At 62.1% G+C, this 21,412-nt stretch carries 18 protein-coding genes; 12 read left to right on the forward strand and 6 right to left on the reverse strand.

The features are described 5' to 3' along the window. The first annotated feature begins 16 nt into the window (after nucleotides 1–16). The 12 genes from EGJ68_RS07285 to EGJ68_RS07340 all read left to right on the forward strand — a co-directional run bounded on the left by EGJ68_RS07285 (nucleotide 17) and on the right by EGJ68_RS07340 (nucleotide 12,886). Nucleotides 17–535, forward strand: coding sequence for an OmpH family outer membrane protein (locus EGJ68_RS07285; protein WP_123033779.1), 519 nt, complete (start codon nucleotides 17–19; stop codon nucleotides 533–535). Between the two features lie 6 nt (nucleotides 536–541). Continuing rightward, nucleotides 542–1,555 carry a UDP-3-O-(3-hydroxymyristoyl)glucosamine N-acyltransferase gene (lpxD, locus tag EGJ68_RS07290; protein ID WP_123033780.1) on the forward strand — a complete coding sequence of 338 codons (1,014 nt, stop codon included), beginning with the start codon at nucleotides 542–544 and terminating at the stop codon, nucleotides 1,553–1,555. Nucleotides 1,556–1,579: 24 nt separating this feature from the next. After that, a complete protein-coding gene (fabZ, locus tag EGJ68_RS07295; RefSeq protein WP_027948594.1) occupies nucleotides 1,580–2,008 on the forward strand; it encodes a 3-hydroxyacyl-ACP dehydratase FabZ in 429 nt (142 codons plus the stop codon). 3 nt (nucleotides 2,009–2,011) lie between these two features. Further along, the gene (gene lpxA, locus EGJ68_RS07300; RefSeq protein ID WP_123033781.1) at nucleotides 2,012–2,782 is read left to right on the forward strand and encodes an acyl-ACP--UDP-N-acetylglucosamine O-acyltransferase; all 771 of its coding nucleotides are present in this window, start codon (nucleotides 2,012–2,014) and stop codon (nucleotides 2,780–2,782) included. Further along, a complete protein-coding gene (gene lpxB / locus EGJ68_RS07305) occupies nucleotides 2,782–3,936 on the forward strand; it encodes a lipid-A-disaccharide synthase (RefSeq protein ID WP_233248707.1) in 1,155 nt (384 codons plus the stop codon). Before lpxA ends, lpxB begins: the two co-directional genes overlap by 1 nt. Continuing rightward, nucleotides 3,933–4,541 carry a ribonuclease HII gene (gene rnhB / locus EGJ68_RS07310; protein ID WP_123033782.1) on the forward strand — a complete coding sequence of 203 codons (609 nt, stop codon included), beginning with the start codon at nucleotides 3,933–3,935 and terminating at the stop codon, nucleotides 4,539–4,541. The genes lpxB and rnhB overlap by 4 nt, the downstream gene beginning before the upstream one ends. 9 nt (nucleotides 4,542–4,550) lie before the next feature. Then, nucleotides 4,551–8,039: a DNA polymerase III subunit alpha gene (gene dnaE / locus EGJ68_RS07315; RefSeq protein WP_123033783.1), complete on the forward strand. Its 3,489-nt coding sequence runs from the start codon at nucleotides 4,551–4,553 to the stop codon at nucleotides 8,037–8,039. Nucleotides 8,040–8,183: 144 nt separating this feature from the next. After that, the gene (locus tag EGJ68_RS07320) at nucleotides 8,184–8,975 is read left to right on the forward strand and encodes an SDR family oxidoreductase (RefSeq protein ID WP_123033784.1); all 792 of its coding nucleotides are present in this window, start codon (nucleotides 8,184–8,186) and stop codon (nucleotides 8,973–8,975) included. 13 nt (nucleotides 8,976–8,988) lie between these two features. After that, nucleotides 8,989–10,191: an MFS transporter gene (locus tag EGJ68_RS07325; RefSeq protein WP_158283554.1), complete on the forward strand. Its 1,203-nt coding sequence runs from the start codon at nucleotides 8,989–8,991 to the stop codon at nucleotides 10,189–10,191. A 158-nt stretch (nucleotides 10,192–10,349) separates the two neighbouring features. After that, complete coding sequence (locus tag EGJ68_RS07330) at nucleotides 10,350–11,375, forward strand: TIGR03617 family F420-dependent LLM class oxidoreductase (RefSeq protein ID WP_123033786.1); 1,026 nt, start codon at nucleotides 10,350–10,352, stop codon at nucleotides 11,373–11,375. 71 nt (nucleotides 11,376–11,446) lie between these two features. Beyond that, entirely contained in the window at nucleotides 11,447–12,583 is a 1,137-nt protein-coding gene (locus EGJ68_RS07335; protein WP_123033787.1) for a helix-turn-helix transcriptional regulator, read from the forward strand. A 15-nt stretch (nucleotides 12,584–12,598) separates the two neighbouring features. Next, complete coding sequence (locus EGJ68_RS07340; RefSeq protein ID WP_123033788.1) at nucleotides 12,599–12,886, forward strand: DUF1244 domain-containing protein; 288 nt, start codon at nucleotides 12,599–12,601, stop codon at nucleotides 12,884–12,886. Between the two features lie 7 nt (nucleotides 12,887–12,893). Here the strand turns inward: EGJ68_RS07340 and EGJ68_RS07345 are convergent, their stop codons facing one another. The 6 genes from EGJ68_RS07345 to EGJ68_RS07370 form a co-directional block, all read right to left on the reverse strand. Further along, complete coding sequence (locus tag EGJ68_RS07345) at nucleotides 12,894–13,166, reverse strand: hypothetical protein (protein ID WP_123033789.1); 273 nt, start codon at nucleotides 13,164–13,166, stop codon at nucleotides 12,894–12,896. Between the two features lie 213 nt (nucleotides 13,167–13,379). Then, complete coding sequence (locus tag EGJ68_RS07350; RefSeq protein WP_123033790.1) at nucleotides 13,380–16,499, reverse strand: efflux RND transporter permease subunit; 3,120 nt, start codon at nucleotides 16,497–16,499, stop codon at nucleotides 13,380–13,382. Further along, nucleotides 16,500–17,666, reverse strand: a complete 1,167-nt coding sequence (locus EGJ68_RS07355; RefSeq protein WP_233248708.1) for an efflux RND transporter periplasmic adaptor subunit — start codon at nucleotides 17,664–17,666, stop codon at nucleotides 16,500–16,502. 204 nt (nucleotides 17,667–17,870) lie between these two features. Continuing rightward, nucleotides 17,871–18,656: a DUF6817 domain-containing protein gene (locus EGJ68_RS07360; protein WP_123033792.1), complete on the reverse strand. Its 786-nt coding sequence runs from the start codon at nucleotides 18,654–18,656 to the stop codon at nucleotides 17,871–17,873. A gap of 6 nt (nucleotides 18,657–18,662) precedes the next feature. Then, nucleotides 18,663–19,619: a glycosyltransferase family 2 protein gene (locus EGJ68_RS07365; RefSeq protein WP_123033793.1), complete on the reverse strand. Its 957-nt coding sequence runs from the start codon at nucleotides 19,617–19,619 to the stop codon at nucleotides 18,663–18,665. A 94-nt stretch (nucleotides 19,620–19,713) separates the two neighbouring features. Beyond that, the gene (locus tag EGJ68_RS07370) at nucleotides 19,714–21,381 is read right to left on the reverse strand and encodes an aminotransferase class V-fold PLP-dependent enzyme (protein WP_123033794.1); all 1,668 of its coding nucleotides are present in this window, start codon (nucleotides 21,379–21,381) and stop codon (nucleotides 19,714–19,716) included. Between the last annotated feature and the right edge of the window lie 31 nt (nucleotides 21,382–21,412).

The following is a 21,412-nucleotide window of genomic DNA, read 5'->3' on the forward strand; positions in this document are numbered from 1 at the left end:
GACATTGGAGTGTATTGTGTCTAAAGTCCTCAAAACCGTATGTATTACCGCCGCACTGTTGCTGCCGACCCTCGGTTGGGCGCAGGGCAAGATCGCCGTGGTCAACCTGGAGCAGGCTATCCTGCAAACGGACCACGCGCAGAAGCGCCTGACGGCTGAGCGCAGCAACGACGCCTACAAGTCCGACAAGGCGGAATTCGACCGCCTGAAGGACGAACTGGACAAGATGGTCAAGGACTACCAGAAGGATTCCGCGGTCATGAGTCAGGACCAGCAGTTGTCAGCGCGCCGCAGCCTCGCCAGCAAGCAGGCTGACCTCGAGCACGTGGCGGGCAAGCTGCAGCAGACGGAGCAAGAGGTAGGGCAGCAGCTGTTGCAGGAAATGTCGCCCAAGGTACAGGAAGTGCTGCAAGAGCTCATCTCCACCGAAGGCATCGGGCTGTTGTTGCAGCGCGGTTCCGTGATTCACGCAGACGCGGGCTACAGCATTACCGCCAAGGTCACGGACAAGCTCAACCAGGCCTTCACCGAGTAAGCCCTTATGCGTACCCTGGGAGAGTTGGCCACATTCCTGGGGGTCGACCTGCGCGGTGACCCATCGCTGACGGTGACGGGCATTGCGCCGCTGGGGCGAGCTGATGCGAACCAGTTGTCTTTTCTGGCGAATGCCCGCTACCTGGGGCAGCTGGAACAGACCCGAGCGGGCGCCGTTATTCTGCGGCCAGACCAGGCCGAGCGCTGCCCCGTCGCCTGTCTGCTTGCAGAAAATCCCTATCTCGCCTTCGCCCGGGCCACCGCGCTGTTTGTCGATGAAAGCGCCGCTGAGCCCGGCGTTCACCCGAGTGCGACAGTGTCTCCCCGGGCCACGCTGGCTGCAGGCGTGTCAGTCGGTGCCAATGTGGTGATCGATGCCGGTGCCGACATCGGCGCCAATGTGGTGCTGGGGGCCAATTGCGTGGTTGGCGAGCGCTGCCGTATCGGCGCGGGTACGCGCCTGCACCCCGGCGTTGTGCTCTACTGCGATGTGGTGATCGGCGAGCATTGCACGCTGCACGCCAATGCAGTGCTCGGCGCCGACGGCTTTGGTTTTGCCCCCAGCCCCGAGGGTTGGCAGAAAATTCATCAACTCGGTGGCGTCCGCGTTGGTGATCGCGTGGAGATCGGCGCCTGTACTACGGTTGATCGTGGCGCCCTGGAAGACACCGTGGTTGAGGACGGCGCGATTATCGATAACCTGGTGCAAATCGCCCACAATTGCCACATCGGCAAAAATACCGCGATAGCCGGTTGCACGGGGCTGGCGGGAAGCACGATTATAGGCGCGAACTGCACGCTCGCGGGTGGCGTTGGTGTTGTTGGTCACGTCGAAATCTGCGACAACGTGCATGTCACGGGTATGACCATGGTTACCAAGTCCATTACCGAGCCCGGTTCCTATTCGTCGGGAACACCGATGGCCTCCACCCGGGACTGGAAGCGCAGCGCTGTGCGTTTTGCACAGTTGGACAGCATCCAGAAGCGCCTCGCGGGACTGGAAAAACAGCAACAACAGTGATCGTGGGGGACCCGCAGTTTGATCATGGACATTTCCGAAATTCGTAACCATTTACCGCACCGTTATCCCTTTCTGCTCGTGGATAGGGTGCTGGAGCTGAACCTTGGCGAGTCCATCGTCGCCTGCAAGAACCTCACCATCAACGAGCCTTTTTTCAACGGTCACTTCCCGGAGAAACCTGTTTTCCCCGGCGTCATGTTGCTGGAAGCGATGGCCCAGGCGGCGGGCATTCTGGGGTTCAAATCCATGAATAAAACCCCGGCCGATGGCTCCATGTACTACTTTGTCGGCGCCGATGACCTGCGCTTCAAACGCCCCTGTGTGCCGGGCGATCAGGTCATGTTGCGGGCGAAGATCCTCTCCGATCGGCGCGGCATCTGGAAATTTGCGGTCAGTTCCGATGTCGACGGTGCCCTGTGCGCCTCTGCCACGATTCTCTGTGCCGATCGCTGAGCCATGATTCACAGCCAGGCCATCGTAGACCCCTCAGCCACCGTTGCCAGCGACGTTGAGGTTGGCCCCTGGACGCTGATAGGTCCCGGCGTCGAGATCGGCCCGGGCTGCAAGATAGAATCCCATGTGGTGATCAAAGGTCCCACGCGCATAGGCGCGGGTAACCATATCTACCAGTTCTCGACGATTGGCGAGGCGACCCCGGATCTCAAATACCGCGATGAGCCCACCTACCTGGTGATTGGTGACAACAACATTATTCGCGAGAATGTGACGATTCACCGTGGCACGGTGCAGGACCGGGCGGAGACGACGATTGGCAACAGCAATCTCATCATGGCGTATGTGCACATCGGCCACGACTCCTCTATCGGCAACCACACGATCCTGGTGAATAACACGGCGCTTGCGGGCCACGTCAAGGTGGGTGACTGGGCCATCCTCAGCGGCTACACGCTGGTGCATCAGTTCTGCAAGATTGGCGCGCACAGTTTCAGCGGTATGGGCACAGCGATAGGCAAGGATGTGCCGGCCTATGTCACGGTCAGTGGCGCCCCCGCAGAAGCCAAGACCATCAATATCGAGGGACTGCGTCGCCGCGGTTTTTCCTCCGAGGCCATTAGCCAGCTGCGGCGTGCCTTCAAGATTGTTTATCGGCAGGGTTTGACCCTGGAGCTGGCGATACAGCGCCTGGAGACCATGCTGCGCGACACGCCCGAGGTGCAGGTAATGATTGACTCCATACGCGCCTCGGAGCGCGGCATCGTCCGCTAGTGGCGGGCAGTCGCCTGCGCGTTGGCATACTCGCTGGCGAGGCGTCCGGCGATATCCTGGGCTCACGTCTTCTCTCAGCACTGCAGCGTCGTTACCCGGATTTGCAGGTTGAGGGTATTGGTGGGCCGTTGATGCAGGCGCAGGGCTTGCACAGCCTGTTTCCGATGGACCGCCTCTCGGTCATGGGTTTCGTTGAACCCCTCAAGCGTCTGCCGGAATTGCTGCGCATTCGACGCAGTGTCTATGAGCACTTCCTGGCCAGCCCCCCGGATGTGTTCATCGGCATCGATTCTCCCGATTTCTGCCTGCGTCTGGAGGCCAGGCTGCGCCGCGCCGGTATTAAAACGGTGCATCTGGTCAGCCCTTCGGTATGGGCGTGGCGCCAGGGGCGTATCCGCACCATTCGCCGGGCCGTGGACCGCATGTTGTGCCTGTTTCCCTTTGAAACCGCCATTTACCACCAACACGGTATTGCCGCTGACTTCGTTGGTCACCCGCTGGCGGACGAGATCCCTTTATTCACCGAACGGGAGCATGCCCGGCACGCGCTGGGGCTGGCAGAGGAGGGGCGCTTGCTGGCCCTGCTGCCGGGCAGCCGCAGTGGCGAGGTGGCCGCGTTGACGCCGCTGTTTCTCGAGGTGGCGCGGCGACTGGCGGCGGCGGACCCGGAGCTGCGCTTTGCCCTGCCGGCAGCTAATGTGGAGCGCGAGGTGCAGATTGCCAGCTTGTTGCAACAGGCGCCAAATCTTCCACTCACGCTGGTGCAGGGGCGTTCCCGGGACGTTATGGCAGCGGCGGATGCGGTGTTGCTGGCCTCGGGGACGGCCACGCTGGAGGCCCTGCTGGTGCAGCGGCCGATGGCCGTCGCCTACCGCATGGCGCCCCTGAGTTGGGCACTGGTGTCGCGGCTGGTGCGCATTCCCTTTGCCGCCTTGCCCAATATTCTCGCAGGGCGGGCGCTGGTGCCTGAGCTAATCCAGGCGGATGCAACGCCGTCGGGCCTGGTGGCGGCCGTGCAGCCGCTGCTCTATAACGCCAAGGTCGCCGCTGAGCAACGCCAGGCGTTCGCCGCTATCCATCAGTCTCTGGCGCTCGGTTTCGGCGAACGCTGCGCGGATGCGATAGAGGCTCTGCTGAGCGACCGCGCACGATGACCGCTCCGCCGGGCATAAACCCGGATACCCCCGGCGTGGCCGGTGTTGACGAAGTTGGCCGCGGACCGCTGGCGGGCGACGTGGTCGCAGCGGCGGTGATTCTCGACCCGGCCAATCCCGTGGCTGGCCTGCGCGACTCCAAGAAGCTGAGTGCGAAGCGTCGGGAAATCCTGGCCGTGCAGATACGCGAACAGGCCGTTGCCTGGGCGATTGGGCGAGCGTCAGTGGCCGAAATCGACAGCCTGAACGTGCTGCAGGCGTCCCTTCTGGCCATGCGCCGCGCGGTCGAGGCGCTGCAGCCCCAGCCCGTGGGTGTACTGGTTGATGGCAACCGTCTGCCGGTCTGGTCCTATCCGGCACAGGCTGTAATCGGCGGTGACGACAGTGTCGCAGTAATTGCCGCGGCCTCGATCCTGGCCAAGGTGCAGCGGGATGCCGAGCTTACGGATCTCGACCGGCGCTATCCAGGCTACGGTTTCGCCAGCCACAAAGGCTACCCCACAGCGCAACATTTGCAGGCATTGCGGCAGCTGGGGGTGTCTCCGGTGCACCGCCGCAGCTTCGCGCCAGTCAAAAACCTGTTGCCGGAGACGCACCGGGGGTAAACTTGCCCCATGAGCGATTTCGTACATCTCCGGCTGCACACTGAATACTCCCTGGTTGACGGCATGGTCCGCGTCAAGCCGCTTGTTGAGCGCGTGGCGACACTGGGCATGGCTGCGGTGGCAGTTACCGACTGCTGCAATTTCTACGCGCTGGTGAAGGTGTACAAGGCCGCGCTGGGCGCGGGTATAAAGCCGATTTTCGGCGTGGACCTGCGGGTTCTCGACGAGGATGACCCGGAGCGCGCATACCCGCTGTGCCTGCTGGCGATGAACGATGCGGGTTACCGCAACCTCACGGTGCTGATTTCCCGCGCCTACACCGAAGGTCAGTACCTCGGCGAGCCGTATGTGCATAAAGCCTGGCTGGCGGAACGCAGCGAGGGGATTATTGCCCTGTCCTGCGGTGCGGCAGGGGACGTTGGCCAGGCGCTGCTGGCCGGTCGGGCCGCGCAGGCCGAGGCGCGAGCGGCTCACTGGATGACGCTGTACCCGGGTCGGTTTTATCTGGAGCTGCATCGCACCGGGCGTGAAGGCGACGAGTCGCACCTGCATGCGGCCGTCGACCTTGCCGGGCGTCTCGCCTGCCCGGTTGTGGCCACCAACGATGTGCGTTTTCTCGACGCCAGCGAATTCGAGGCGCACGAGGCGCGTGTTTCCATCCGCGAGGGGCGCACCCTCGATGATCCGCGGCGCGTGCGCGCCTACACCGACCAGCAGTACCTGCGCTCACCGGCGGAAATGGCAGAGCTGTTTGCCGACATACCGGAGGCCTTGCAGAACTCCGTGGAGATAGCCCGGCGCTGCAACCTGGTGCTGGAATTGGGCAAGCCCTACCTCCCGGACTATCCGGTGCCCGCCGGTCTGACGATGGATGCCTATTTTCGCCAGTTGTCTCACGAGGGACTGGACCAGCGCCTGGCGAGTCTTTTCGACCCGTCGAGCGACAGCTTCCACGAGCGGCAGGTGGAATATCGCGCGCGGCTCGATTTCGAGCTGGATACCATTATCCAGATGGGTTTCCCCGGCTACTTCCTGATCGTCATGGACTTCATTCGTTGGGCCAAACAGCACGATATTCCCGTGGGGCCTGGCCGTGGCTCCGGTGCCGGCTCGCTGGTGGCCTATGCGCTGGAGATCACCGACCTCGATCCGCTGCAGTATGACCTGCTGTTCGAACGCTTTCTCAACCCGGAGCGGGTGTCCATGCCCGACTTCGACGTCGACTTCTGCATGGATCGGCGCGACCGGGTGATTGACTATGTCGCCGATACCTACGGCCGGGAAGCCGTCTCCCAAATTATCACCTTCGGCACCATGGCGGCGAAGGCCGTCGTGCGCGACGTGGCCCGGGTGCAGAACAAGCCCTACAGCCTGGGTGACAAGCTGTCCAAGATGATCCCGTTTGAAGTGGGGATGACGCTGGAAAAAGCCCTGGAACAGGAGGAAGTGCTGCGGGACTTCCTCGCCGAGGATAACCAGGCACTGGAAATCTGGGACATGGCGGTGCAACTGGAAGGCATTACGCGCAACGTGGGCAAGCACGCCGGCGGCGTGGTGATAGCGCCTTCCCGCTTGACGGATTTCTCGCCGCTGTACTGCGATGAAGCAGGCGGTGGCCTGGTAACCCAGTACGACAAAGGCGACGTGGAAGACGCGGGCCTGGTCAAGTTCGACTTTCTCGGCCTGCGTACCCTGACGATCATCGACTGGGCTGTGCACATGATCAACGCCGTGCGCGCGCAGCAGGGTGAAGCTGCGCTGGATATCAGCGCTATCCCGCTGGACGATGCAGCGAGCTTCAGGGTGCTCCAGGCGGCGGAAACTACCGCGGTATTCCAGTTGGAATCCCGCGGTATGAAAGATCTCATCAAACGCCTGAAGCCGGACTGCTTTGAAGACATCATCGCTCTGGTGGCCCTGTTCCGGCCGGGCCCGCTGCAGTCGGGCATGGTGGATAACTTCATCAACCGCAAACACGGCCGCGAGAAAATCTCCTACCCGGACCGTGAGTACCAGCATCTGCTGCTCAAGCCCATTCTGGAGCCGACCTACGGCATTATCCTCTACCAGGAGCAGGTCATGCAGATCGCCCAGGAGCTGGCGGGTTACAGCCTGGGTGAGGCCGACCTGCTGCGTCGCGCAATGGGCAAGAAAAAACCTGAGGAAATGGCCAAGCAGCGCGCCGTGTTTGAAGAGGGTGCCCGCAGCAAGGGCATCGATGGCGAACTCGCCATCCGCATTTTTGACCTGGTGGAAAAATTTGCCGGCTATGGCTTCAACAAGTCGCACTCCGCCGCCTATGCCCTGGTCTCCTACCAGACCGCCTGGCTGAAAACGCATTACCCGGCGCATTTTATGGCGGCGGTGATGAGTTCGGAGCTGCAGAACACCGACAAGATCGTGGTGTTTGTCGAGGAATGCCGCGCCATGCAGCTGGCGCTGCGGCTGCCGGACGTCAACGAAGGGCAGTACATGTTCACCGTGGATACGCAGAACGCGATCATTTACGGCCTCGGTGCCATCAAGGGGCTCGGCGAGGGCCCGGTGGAGAACCTGTTGCGCGCGCGTGACGAGGGCGGCCCGTTTCGAGACCTGTTCGATTTCTGTGCTCGCACGGATCCGCGCAAGGTCAATCGGCGCGCGATTGAGGCGCTGATTCGTGCCGGTGCATTTGACCGCCTGAATGCCGACCGCTGGGTGCTGCTGGCGGCGCTGGACGACGCCTTGAAAACAGCAGAGCAAAGCGCGAACAACCGTGAGTGTGGCATTGCAGACCTGTTTGGCGAGGTGGTGTCGGATGCGTCCCAAGAGGCGGGCGATGTGTACGCGGCGTTTCGCTCCGCGCGCCCCTGGTCGGCGCGCGAACGACTCAGTGGCGAGAAAGACACGCTGGGACTGTACGTTACCGGTCACCCCATTGATGAGTACGCCGAAGAGTTGAAGCGTTTCGCGCCTACGCTGATTGGTGATTTGCGCGCCGACAAGCAGGGCAACCAGATGCTCGCCGGCCTCATCGTGGCCAGCCGCACCATGAAAACCAAGCGTGGTGACACCATGGCGATTCTGCAGTTGGACGACCGCAGCGCGCGCATCGAGGTTACCGTCTACCCGGAAACACTGAGCGAAAAGCGCGACCTGTTGGTGAAAGACCAGATTGTCATTGTTGAGGGCAGTGTGGCCCACGATGATTATTCAGGCGGGTTGTCGGTGCGTGCGCGGGATGTGCATAGCCTGCAATCGATCCGCGAATCCCACGCGGCCGAGCTGACGATTGAAGTGACACAGGCCAGCCTTGACGATGCGCTTGCAGACCGCTTGGCGCAGGCTCTCGGCGCTGCGGGCGGCGGGCGTTGCCCGGTATCCTTGTGGTACCAGCAGCCGGCCGGTCGCGCGCGTATTCGGCTGGGCGAGCGCTGGGCGGTCACCCCCAGCGATGAACTCCTGCAGCAGCTGCGTGACTGCGTGGGCCAGACGCAGGTTGCATTGCAATACGCATGACCAAGGCGTAGCGGCGGGGCCCGGTTCGAACTGCTGCACTGCCCGGAAGTCTCTCACCGGTTTCGTTTGCGCTGCCCCTCATGCCTGCCAGAATGGTGCGGCTGCGGAAAGCGCGTCGTCATATAACAACAGAGGGAAAGTCTCATGCTGCTGCAAGACAAGGTCGTTATCGTCTCAGGAATTGGCCCCGGGCTGGGTCAGGAATTGTCCACGCTGGCGGCCCGGGAGGGCGCCAGTGCTGTGGTACTGGCGGCGCGCACGCCGGCCAAGCTGGATACCGCCGAAGCCGAGATTCAGGCGCTGGGCTTGAATACCCGGGTACTCAAGGTGGTGACGGATATCGCCGATGAGGCACAGTGCAAGGCGCTGGCGGACGCCACCGTAGAGACTTTTGGCCGTATTGATGTCCTGTTCAACAGCGCCTACGACCCGGGTAGCTTTGAACCGATCGCCGAGGCTGACCTGAATGGTTGGCGGCGCAGTATGGAGGTGAATTTCTTTGGCACCATGCAATTGACCCAGGCCTGTATTCCTCCTATGCGTGCTGGCGGTGGTGGCGCCATCGTCATGATTGCGACCATGGTGGAGCACAAGCCGCTGGCCACCCAGGGTGGCTACGGCGCGTCCAAGTCTGCGTTGCGCGCGGCAACCAAGCACCTTGCCCTGGAACTGGGTGGCGACAATATTCGCGTCAACAGCTGTCACATGGGCTGGATGTGGGGCCCGGCGGTAGAGGGCTATTTCGACTGGCAATCCCAGGCTTCAGGCCGCAGCAAGGAAGAGCTCATGGCCGAGGTCACGCGCAGTATTCCGCTGGGCCATATTCCGGACGATGGCGACTGTGCCAAGGCGGCCGTGTTCCTCGGGTCCGACTATGCGCGCGTGGTGACCGGTGCTGCGCTCGACGTCAATGGCGGCGAGTACATGCCCCTGTAAGCGGAGCGCAGTGATGTTCTACGGTTGGTGGCTGGTCGGCGTTGCCTTTCTGGTATTGATGGTCAGCAATGGCAGCATCATGTATTCCTACAGCGTGGTGGCGGTACCGCTGGGGGAGGCTTTCAATGCGAGCCGGATGACCATGATGCTCGGCATGACGGGCATGACGCTGGCCGGTGGCTTGATTTCGCCGTTCCTCGGCGGGCTGATTGACCGCGGCTCACTGCGCGGCATGATGTTGCTGGGGGCGCTGGGTCTGGCGCTGGGTTATATACTGCTTTCAGTGACCACGGCCAGCTGGCAGGTGCCGCTGGTCTATGCCGCTTTGATGGTCCTCGGCATCAACCTGCTCGGCCCGCTGACAACCTCAACCCTGCTCGCCCGCTGGTTCACGCGCCGCCGCGGAATGGCACTGGGCGTGGCCGCCGTCGGTACGTCGGTAGGTGGTTTTGTGTTTCCGCCGCTGGTGCAGTGGCTGATTGACAGTTATGAGTGGCGCAATGCGCTGCGCATTCTCGGCGTGGGTACACTGCTGGTCACACTGCCCGCGGTGTGGCTGGTGTCCAACCGCCCTGCAGACCGCGGCTTGCATCCGGATGGTGATGCACCACCTTCGGGGCCGGCGTTTGTGCCGCCGCCGCTGTCGACGTCTGCGTTGCTGCGCGACCGTAATTTCTGGCTGGTGGCAATGGCGATGGGGCTGCTGTTCGGTGTCTACTCGGCGCTGTTGGCAAACCTCGTTCCCTTCGCGCTGGGCACTGGCGCACCCGCTGAGCGCGCCGCATTTCTTGTGTCGGTGATCGCGCTGTCGGGCATAGTCGGCAAGCTCAGTTTTGGCGCCATTGCCGATCGCCTAGACCTGCGCGCTGCACTGGCGGCGTCCATGATCCTGGTGCTGTTGGGGGTGTCCTGTTATCTGGTAAGTGAAACCTATACCGGCCTGGTCATTGGCAGTGCGAGCCTTGGCCTCGCCGCTGGCGGCATGCTGCCGGTCTGGGGGTCTCTGCTCGCGGTGCTGTTCGGTGCGGCCAACTACGGTCGGGTCATGGGGCTCATGAATCCGGTGATTATGCCTCTCACGCTAATAGGCCCACCGTTGGCGGGACTGATCTATGATACCAGCGGCAGCTACGGTGCGGCGTTTGTCGGCTTCATTGGCGCGCTGCTGATGGGGTTGGTGCTGCTGCCGTTCATTCGCCTGCCCCGAGAGGGTTGATGGCGCGTCCTGTGTAAAGCCCTCTCGTCGGCGAACAGCTTGCGGTGCCGCTGTGGGCCGCGGATATCGACCGCACGTCGTCGTATGACTGATCTCGCCGCGGTGTTTGTGTTGCGGTAGTATTTTCTGTTTGCCGCTGCAAACGTGGGAGGCAATACATGTTCAAGGTTTATGCAACAACGCCGGAATCCATGGGTCCCTGGGACATCGGTGCACATGCGGCCCGGGCGGAGGCGATGGGCTTTGACGGCCTGCAGGTGCCCGATGCGATCCATGATGGCTTGTTGCTGGCGGCGCTGGCGTTGCAGGCAACGCGGCGATTGCGTGTGGGAACCTCGGTGCTGGTCGCGTTTCCGCGTAGCCCGATGACAGTCGCAGTGGCCTCCTGGGATTTGCAGCGACTGTCCGGTGGGCGCTTCGAACTCGGCCTCGGCACGCAAATCAAGCAGAACATCGAAGAGCGGTACTCAGCGCGCTGGGTGTCGCCGGTGCCACAACTGCGTGAGTACGTGCAGTCGCTGAAGGCAATCTTCGACAGTTTCCAGAACGGGTCGCGCTTGTGCTTCGAGGGTGAACACTACCGCTTTACACGTCTGCAGCCATTCTTCAACCCGGGGCCGATTGAGCACCCGGATATTCCGGTGTTTTGTGGGGCGGTCGGCCCCGCCATGACGCGTATGGTGGGCAGGGTCGCCGACGGCATGATCACGCACCCTACCAACACGCCGCCTGAGTATATTCGCGCGGTGTGCCTGCCACGGCTGCAGGAGGGCCTTGACCGCGCCGGACGCCAAGTGCAGTCTCTGCGACTGATTCTTGGTCCGCTGGTGGCCACAGGGGTGGATGAGGGGGCGGTTGCTGCACAGTGGGAGCAACAACGCCGTCTGTTGGGTTTTCTCTACTCGACGCCGGCATACTGGCCCAGCCTGGAGCTGTTTGGCTGGCAGGAGCGCGGTGCCCAGTTGCAGGCCCTGACCCGAGAGGGGCGCTGGCAGGATCTCTCGTCGATTGTGACTGATGAGATGCTCGAGGTCTTCGTGCCCCGCGGCGCCTACGAAAGCATCGCAGACACCTTGCGCAACCGCTATTCGGGGCTGGCTGACAGTATCACGTTCCCTATGCCCGCTGACCCTGCCGAAGACGCACACGCGGCGCGGGCTATTGCCCGGTTGCGCGGCGCGTGAGGCTTTGGCAGGGCGTTTGACCACCTCCGCTGCAGGCGTGACAATCTGCCCATACTCAGCCGGTACCTACCATGCGCGACTATTTGATTTCGGCACCGATGAACGAACTGCTGCTCGCGCTATCGCGCGGGCCGGTGGCCGATCCGCCCTGGCAGGAGTTTCTGCGCCTGCTGGGTGAGGCGCTGGCCGCGGACTATGTCACGTTGATTCTGCGCGCCCCGCGGGAGGGTGATTCCGGGTTGGTGATCAATTCGGTGGTGCTTTCGCCCGATGCGGTCAACGCCTACAACGAAAGTTATTTTGCCCTTGACCCGTTTGTTAACCTGCCCCCCGGTGAGGTGTTCACCGTGGATGCCCTGGTGCCGCCCGGGGACTACTACGAATCGGCCTACTTCCGTCAGTATGTGGAGCCTACGGGCATCCGGCATATCATGGGCGCAGACCTCGGTGATGAGCTGGGCAATACCGCGCGCTTGCGGTTTGCCCGCGTAGCGGGGCGCGATAATTTTGCCGCGCGTGAGCGCGAGCTGTGCCGGTGCCTGCTGCCACACATTCAGCAGACCATACGCCTGCACGCCCGCATTGCCCGTGTGGAGAGCGAGCGCGCCCTGTTTGCGGCGGCGGTGGACCGCATGGCGCTGGCCGCGTTTATCCTCGACCAGCGCGCGCGCATTCGCCACAGCAACCAGGCCGGTCAGCGGCTACTGGCGGAGGGGCGCTGGCTGACCCAGCACGAGGGGCAGTTGCGCCTGGTACACCGCGCGGATCAGCAGGCTTTTCGGGAGTGCCTGGACGATGTTATGCAGGCGCACCTTCGGGGCGAACCCGGCCTGGTCAAGGCCCTGCGTCTCGACAGTGGTAACAGTGCCGGACCGGGCATCCTGATGCGACCACTGCCTCTCGTGGCAGCACCGGATGGCAGCCGCAATCCCTCAGTGGCGATTTTTGTTTCGGACCCGGAATACCAGCGGGAGGCACCGGTAGATGTACTCATGACGCTGTTCGGCTTGACGCGCGCCGAGGCGACACTGAGTCTGTTACTCGCCGGCGGCGCCACACTGGACGAAGCCTGCAGGCAGCAGCACATTTCCCGCAACACAGGAAAGTCGCACCTGAGTGCCATTTTTTCCAAAACCGGCGTCACCCGGCAAACACGCCTGGTGCAGCTAATTTTGAGCAGTGTCGCCCCCATGGGCGATGAGAGATAGAGGAGGAAACTGTTCATGTCACAACAACAGGCCATAGAGGCGGCCGCGTTTCGCCGTTTATTGTCACATCTTGATGCACGCAAGGATGTGCAGAATATCGATCTGATGAACCTGGCGGGCTTCTGTCGCAACTGCTTGGCCAACTGGTACGCCGAGGCGGCGGCCGAGGAGGGAGTGTCGCTCAGCCGCGACGAGGCCCGGGAGCGCGTTTACGGTATGCCCTACGACGAATGGAAGGCGCAGTATCAGCTGGAGGCAACGCCAGAGCAGCTTGCCAGAATGCAGGCTGCCAAAAGCGAGTGAGTTCGACTCAAAGCGTCCGCAGTTGGCGGAAGTAGCCGAGCCGTGTGCTATAGGGCTCCAGCGCGCGGTCGGCCGTGGTCTGCAGCAGGCTGGCAATGGACCCTATCGGTTGCTGCGGGTCGCTGGGCGCGGCCATAAGGTGGTGGCCTAGTTGCTGTAGCCCGGTGCCGAGGACGGAGGCGCTCTCCACCGTCGCCTGAATGAAGAGCATCTCGGCAACGACAACATCCCCGACGGTGCGCCGGAATTTTCCTTCTGCGGTGGTCAACTCAGTTTGCATTGCATCGCTCTCCCTGTCATTCAAAGCCCTGTTACAGTGCACTTGCGCACCGTTGCCGTGCATGTCCGGTGTGATGTGCCGGTTGCAACCGCCTTTCTGGCACTGGCAATGTAGGTGGAGCAATCTTTGTGCCAGCCAGCCAGCCAGCCAGCCAGGCAGCGGAGCGCAGCATAACGCCAGTGTGTGACAAAGCAATGTATGCGGGCGTGATTTTTACCGTTCGTACTCAACGGGGCGTGCGGGAGCCGGCGCTGCCCACGGCCACAGGCGGCGGGCGAGGCGTTTGCTGTCCTCACCGATGAGGTACAGTGCGGGTACCATCAGCAGGGTAACCAGCAGGGCGAACAGCACACCGAAGGCGAGCGACAATACCGCGGGCTTGAGAAATTGTGCGTCCGTCGAGCGTTCAGCCATGATCGGCAGCAGGCCGACGAAGGTGGTGACGGTGGTCAGCAGAATGGGCCTGAAGCGCGCAACCCCCGCTTCTAACACGGCATCCAGTGCTGTGTGTCCCCGTTCGCGCAAGCGGCCGATATAGTCCACCAGTACCAGGTTGTCATTGACCACTACACCCGCAGCGGCACCGATACCGAAATAAGAGAACAGGGCCATGGGTGTCGCGAACAGAAGATGGCCGTAAATCGCCCCCATGAAGCCGAAAGGGATGGCGGTCATGATGAGTAACGGTAGCGCATAGGAGCGGAAAGCGACGGCGATCAGTGCATACATGGCGAACAGGGCAACCGCATACAGGGCGATGATTTCGTCGAAAAATGCCTGCTCGGTTTCCTGTTCGCCGCCGCGCAGTACCACCAGCTGCGGATAGCGCTCCTGCAGCACAGGCAGAAAATTATCCGTGAGGTCCTTGTTCATATCACTCACCAGCTCTGGCGCTGCTTCCGCAGAAATGCGCACCATGCGTTCGCCATCCTGGCGCTGTATCCGGTCGACGGCGTTGTTCACTTCTACCGCGACAACGGTCAACAGCGGCACTTCGCGACCGTCGCCGGTTCTCACCCGGAAGCTGTCAAGGCTGGCGAGTTGTTCGCGCAGCTCCGAAGGGTAACGCAGCATGACACGCACATCTCCGTGTTCCCGCGGCAGGCGTTGGATTTCTTCGCCGTAGTAGGCTTGGCGCACCTGCCGGGATACATCGGCAAGGCTGACCCCCAGCTTTTCCGCGCCCGGTCGCAGGCTCAGGTGAATCTCCTCGCTGCCGGCGCGCAGGCTGTCGCGCACGTAGTAACTCCCCTGATAACTGCGCAGCTGGGCTTGCAGATCACGGCTGGCGGCACGTAGCACATCGAGGTCCCGGTGACGCAGTACCCAGGTGATTGCCGCGCCCTGGTCGTTGAGTGTGTAGCTGACTTCGATTTCTTCCGCATCCGGAATATCTCCAACCAGTTCGCGGAAGCGCTCGGCGGTTTCGCGGGCAGACAGCGCGCGCTCTTCCGGGGGCGACAGGCTGACGATAGCGATCACGCTGTCGCGGCGTGAACGGGTGTACCAGCCCTGCACCAGTTTGCCGCTCCCTCCCTCGGCGGCTGCGCGCGATTCGACTTCTGCAATCAGCTGCTTTTCCGCCTCCTGCAGCCGCGCCAGGACCGCCAGCGAGCGCGAGTAGGGTGCCCCGCTGGGCATCACCACATTGATGTGCACCTGTTCATTCTGTACTTCGGGAAAGAAGGTAAACTTCACCCAGCCCGCAGTGAAGACGCCCAAGCTGATGATGAAAGCGGCGGTGAACAGGCTGGCGGTGAGATAGCGGTTCTCCGTGGCCAGTGTCAGCAGGCGACGGTAGCGCGTGTTGGCAAAGGCAACGATGCTCTCCTCGAACTGTCGCTGCCGCTTTCTCCAGGTGCCGATGTGCTCGCGGTGCTCCAAGTGGCGCAGGTGAGAGGGCAGCACGCAGAATGCCTCGATCAGTGAAATGGTGAGCGCGGCGGTAATCACAATGGAGAACTGGCGCGTCATGTTGCCGCCCTCAATGTCCACGAAAAACCACGGTGCGAAGGCAATCATGGTGGTGAGTACGGCGAAGATCACAGGCCGCGCCACAGCCAGCGCACCGTCAATCGCGGCTTCCGTGCCCCCGCCGGTGTGCGCGTGCTGGTGAATGCTTTCGCCCACAACAATGGCATCATCCACCACAATGCCCAACACCAGCAGAAACGCGAACGTGGACATCACGTTGAGCGAGACATCGTTGGCGGGCAACACGGCAAAGGTCCCCACGAAGGCAACGGCAATCCCGGCAGTCACCCACAGTGCGACCTTGGGCCGCAGTGACATGATCAGCACCATGAACACCAGCAGGAGACCCAGCCAGGCGGAGCTGCCGATCAGGTCCATACGGCTTTCGTAGATGTCGGCGGTATCGAACCAGAGTGTGAGGCTGATGCCTGCCGGAAGGTTGGGGCGCGTGCGCTGCATCCACGCTTTTACCGCCTCGCTGGCCTTGACCACCTGCATGTTGTCGGTAGCGAGCATCTGGATGAGAACCGCCGGTTCACCATTGAGGGTGGCGAGAATCTCGTTTTCCTCATAGCCGTCGATCACCGTGGCCAGATCACCAATAGTCACTGTCGCGCCTGCCGCGTTTTGGCGCAGTACAATTCGATTGAAGTCTTCGCTGCTGTCGGCCAGATTGCGTGCGCGCAGCCTCACATCCCCGGTTGCGGTGCGAACCTGGCCGGATGACAGGTTGATGGAGCTGCCGCGAATGGCGTTGGCAACCTCGTCGAAGCTGACGCCATAGCGCAACATGGCGGCCTGCGACAGTTCGATAGTCACTTCTTCACGGCGCGTGCCAAACAGCTCGACCAGTGAGATCCACGGCAACGCGGCGACCTCGTTGCGCAGGTCCTCGGCCAATCGAGTCAATTCGCGCTCGCTGACCTCGCCGTGCACCGCAATGCGAATCATCTCCTCACGAAAATCGCTGCGTTTTACCCGCGGCGGCTCAATATCCCGGGGCAGCGCTGTTACCGCGTCGACCCGGTTTTTCACATCGTTCAGAAACTGGTCGAGGTCAACATCGGGCCAGGTGCTGACCTCCAGCCGCGCAAGGCCTTCGGAGGCAGTAGACGATACGCGCTTGACGTTATCGAGGTCGTCGAGGGATTCCTCAATGCGCAATACAATCTGCTCCTCGACCTCCTGTGGGGCAGCGCCGGGCCAGGTGACTTCAATTTCGACCTGATGCACTTCGAAGCGCGGAAAGGCTTCGCGCTCCATGCTGACGAAGCCCAGTACCCCGGCGAGCAGAATGCCCAGCATAAGCAGATTGGCGGCAACCGGGTTGTGTACCCACCAGCCTATGAAGTTGCGCACTTATCCGTTCTCCGGCTCGGCAATCGCCACCAGTGCCATGCCCTGCACCGGGTTGCGGATAGCAGACACAATCACCTGCTCGCCGGCACGCAGGCCGCGCCCTATCACGACGCGGGTGGCGCTGCGCGACAGTACTTCCACACCCCGTGTCGCCAGACGGCCATCGTCATCAAGCACATGAACCTTGTTGCCCGGGCGCAGCGCAGCGGGCGGTATCAGCAGGGCTGTCTCCAGCTCGCGCCCGGGTATCGTCGCTTCGACAAAAAGCCCCGCTGCCAGGGGCATGCCCTCTGCCGAGGCACCGCTCGCGTAGGGATCCTGCACTTCTGCCATGGCGTAGAGCATGCGCGATCCCGGATCCAGGGCGGCATCCAGGCGCAGCAGGCGTCCCTGCCACTGGTGCTGCTTACCCGCCACGGTGGCTTTGAACGTGACTGGGGGTTCCTGCCCCATTTCCGCAGTGAAGCCAATCGGCAGGTCGAGTGCGGCCAGCTGATCATCACTCAGGGGCAGTCGGACCTCCACCCGATTGGTGGCGAACGCCCGTCCCAGCGGTGTGCCGGGTGTCACATATTGTCCGACATTAACCTGGGTGCTGAGCAGGCGCCCGTCGAACGGCAGGTGCACGCGGGTGCGCTCAAGATTCAGTTCGGCCTGCTCCAGACGCGCGTTGGCTGCTTCCAGAAGGGCCTGTGCCTCGGCGAGCTGCGGTTGTTTGCGAGCCAGCGGGGAGGCGCCGGGTTCGTTGCGCAACTGCTGCCGTGCGACGTCGGCGTCAGCCAGCGCCTGCTGCACCCTGACATCGGCCTCGGCGACGACAGCGCGGGCTTCACTCAGCGCCAGCCTGTAATCGGTGTCTTCAATCTCGAGCAGGGTTTCGCCTGCCGCGATGCGACCGCCCTCGGTAAACTCCTGCGCAACCGCGACGATGCGCCCACCCACCTGGGCGACCAGGTCCAGCTCTGTCGCCGCGCGTACTTCACCCTGTGTCTGCACCGTTAACCGTGTTTCTTCGGCGCGTACCGTGGTGGTGAATACGCTGATCGGACGTGCTGGTGTGGTGTCCTGTTCCGGTTCGGGGGCGGCTGCGTGCAGCCCGGCATAGCCGGCGATCGCGACAGCGATCACCAAGAGTGGCAGCAGCGCGCTTTTCATTCTTATTGGCATTAGCGTACACCTGTGCTTCCGTGGGTACTGGATGCTGGCACTTGGACGCCAACAGCCCGTTTTAGCGACCCTGTAGTGCAACGTTTTGTGACGGTTTTAGCTCAATGGCATTGTAAATTTTTCACAAATTCGCCAAGGCTGCTAGTGTGGCGTTTGCTCTGCGCAGGAGACGTACCCTTCGGCACCGGTTGTTCCGACGTTCCTTTAGCCCTGTGCAGTCGGGGCGGATGTCCTTTTCGCCAGCAGGCGTCTGATTCGCCGAGCCAGCCAGCCCTCTGCGGCTGGCATCAGTCGGCGCCGGGCGGAGGCGGGCAGGCGCAGTGCAGAGGTGCCCTTCCTGTTTTCAGCGGGCAACATCGTTGCCCATGTGTTCTCGAGATCCTGAAACGCATCCCGGAGCAAACGGTTCAGCGTTGGCCAGTCAGCGAGATCGGTCAATGCCAGAATGCTCTCCCGGACGTCTGAATCCCGATAGAGCAGTGCTTTGCCTGAGCGCCGCAGGCACAGGGCGTCATCCATGAAGTCTTCATAGGTGTTCGCCAGGCGAATGCGCAGTGCCTCGCGTGTAATGGCATCAAGTGCTGGGTAGGTCTGTCTGTAGGTGGCAATGGCGGCAGCGTTCCAGGGGAGCGCATCGTAAGTGGCTACCAATTGTTCTGCCGGTGCACCAAGGTGATGGCGTAACCAGGCTCGCTGTCGGCGGCTGCGGCGCCGACCGGGGTGAAAGCCGAAGTCGCCTGTCATAAACGTGGCGTGCAACAGCCCCGCGATCAGTGTATCTGCAGCTGCATGGTGCGAGGCGAGGATGCTGGCGGTACCTACCAGATGCGCAATGAAAGGCTTGCCACTGGCCCGGTATTGCGCCGAAAACAGGGGCACGACGAGCTGGTAGGCCGTATCGACGCGGGCGACATCCTGCTCACTGTAGCCGAGTGCGACGAGCTGTTTCCGTAGCTGCAGATTGGTTTGTGCAAAATCGAAGACGAGCATCTGACGTCAGGGACGCGCGCTGGCTGGCTTTGATTTGATGTTCTGCACCCATCGGCGCAAGGCGCGCCGCACCACGATGGGAAGTACTCGTGCAGACCAGGCTTTTTGCGTGCTCTCAAAAAGACGGCGGTGTTTTTCCGTCCAGCGCGCAGCGCGTTCCAGCCCGGCATCGCCGGGGGCCAGGTGCCACTTGCGACGAGCATGTTCCAGTGAACTCTCGGTCCACTCGAGGCACCAGCGCAGTTCAAAGAATTCGCGATCGCAGGGCTGGAACGGTGAGGCATTGTCGTAGCGCACCACGGAAGTCGGTTCAAAGAACACCTGCCCCCCGGCGAGTCGGATTTCACGCGCCAGGTCCAGATGCTCGTGGTGCGAGAGGAATGCCTCGTCAAGGAAGCAGGTTTCCGCGAAGGCTTGCCTGTCTAACAACACGCAATGAAACTCAAACATGCCCACGGCTTCGCGCACCAGTTCGCTGCGTACGGTGCGCAGGGCATGCAGCATGTAGCGGTGCGACTGATGTACTGCATTGTAGCCGTCGGAGCGATGCTCGCTCAGCTCACCGCCAGCCATATGGATCACCTGTGGCGTGGTCCCCCCTTCAAGGATAACCGGGCTTACTGCCCATGCGCCGGTGCTGCGAGCGCAGTCAAGCAGGCCTTCCAGCCACCCCTGCGTCACGAACAGGTCGTTGTCGGCGAATACGGCGTAGCGAGTGGTGCAGTGTTCCAGCGCCATGTTGCGGGCCTGGTTGGGCGCGAGGTAATGATCGTGCCGGACGTAGGTGAAACCGTGTTCAGTGCAGAGTTGTTTGAGCTCGCGCGCAATGGATGCGGGCGATTTTGCGTCGATATACACCAATGCGTAGCCCGTGCTGGTATTGCGTATGATGTCCTCAAGGGAGGCAACAGCGCAGCTGAAACGCTCCCTTGGGGTAATGCACAGTGTTACGTCCGGCGGCATACGGGAACCTGCTGTGAACAAGGTGAACCGAGTGTAGCAGACGCCGGCGCTTCACGCCCCGCCCCGGAGAGAGCAGGGGGCGTGTTCACTATCGTCAAGCAGGTACGCTTGCTGGTCCGCTGGTCACTTCCTGTGGCAACACGAACCAGCGCAACGCTTCGTTTTGCGGGGTCAGTTGGAGTGGGCAGGCCTGTGTGTTTCCAGGTTCCTGCTGCAACATTCTTTCAGCCTGTAAAAGTTGTGGGCCCAGCGGCAGTGCAGTGGGGCGATCCTCGGGGGTATCAGCCTGCTCCAGCCAGCCAGGTGTGGCAAGTGACGGCATCGGCGTCTTGTGCCCTCGGCGATGTCGCCACACACCGTGTGCGGCATCCCACGCGTAGCTGGGCAGCATGCGCCACCCATGCTCGGCGACGAGTTCGATGGCGCGGAGCAGGTAGTCGAATTCCTCTGCGCCAATAAAGTAGTTGAAGTTCACCCGCACCCAGCCCGGTCGCATCAGACTGTCGCCCGCAATAATGGCCTGCTCAAAGTGGTCGCTTGTGTCACGGTCGATATCCAACAGGGTGTGGGCGTAGGGCCCCGCGCACGAGCAGCCGCCACGAACCTGAATACCAAACAGGTCGTTGAGCAGTGCGACCACAAAGCCATGGTGCAGATCGCGCTCGCCGTGGCGAAAACGCAGTGAAAAAATGGGCAGGCGGGCCGCGGTGGGGTGTCCCAGCACCTCCAGGTTCGAACACTTGCTGAAGCGCTGCAGTGCGCGGTCCGCGAGTTCTCCTTCGAGTGCGGCAATGTTGCTGGTACCCACTGCTTGCTGGAGCGAAAACACCAGCCCCGCCCGAATGGATTCGACAATGGCGGGGGTTCCCCCTTCCTCCCGGCGCTCCACATCCGTTGCGTAGACATGCGCTGTGGAATTTACCCAGCTCACTGTCCCGCCTCCTACCAGTGCCGGTACGCGGTTTTGGAACAGTGCAGCCTTGGCCACCAATACGCCTGGCGTGCCCGGTCCGCCGACAAATTTGTGCGGCGATAGAAATATCGCATCCAGCGGGTCGGCGCCATTCATGTTGATGGCAACATAGGGGCCCGCGGCGGCGTAGTCCCAGAACGCCAGGGCGCCGTGTTGCTTGAGCAGGCGCGTAATGCCGCTGACATCACTTTTGATACCTGTCACATTCGAGGCCGCCGAAAAACTGCCGATCTTGTGCCTGCGTGCCGCGTGTTTTTCCAGTGCGGCCGCAAGTGCCTGCTGATCAATAGCCCCCTGCGCATCGAGGGGAATCACCGCAACCGTGCACAGGCTTTCGCGCCAGGGGAGCTCGTTGGAATGGTGTTCGTAGGGGCCGATGAAGACTACTGGTCGCTCCGTTTCGGGAATGGCGCTCGCGAGCTGGTAGCGCTGGTCGAGATCGGCCGGCAGGCGCAGGTTCATGATGTCGATAATCTTGTTGATTGCGGCTGTGGCACCCGAGCCGCAGAAGATGACTTTGTCGTTCACCCCACCGTTGACCGCTGCGCGAATCGTGCTGCGCGCGGATTCGCGCAGCGCAGTAGTGCGCGCACCGGTGTAGGCGGTTTCCGTGTGCGTATTTGCATAGAACGGCAGGACCTGCTCGCGGATATAGTCCTCAATGAACTCCAGGCTGCGTCCTGAGGCGGTGTAGTCCGCATAGACCAGCGGTTTCTCTCCGAAAGGGGTGGTTATGCGCTGCTGCCGGCCAATGACGGCATCCCGTATGCGGGCGATGAGAGAGGACATGCGGTTGCTCCTGCGCGATGGGGGTAATGAG

Source organism: Haliea alexandrii, from assembly GCF_003719295.1.
GTDB classification, from domain to species: domain Bacteria; phylum Pseudomonadota; class Gammaproteobacteria; order Pseudomonadales; family Halieaceae; genus Haliea; species Haliea alexandrii.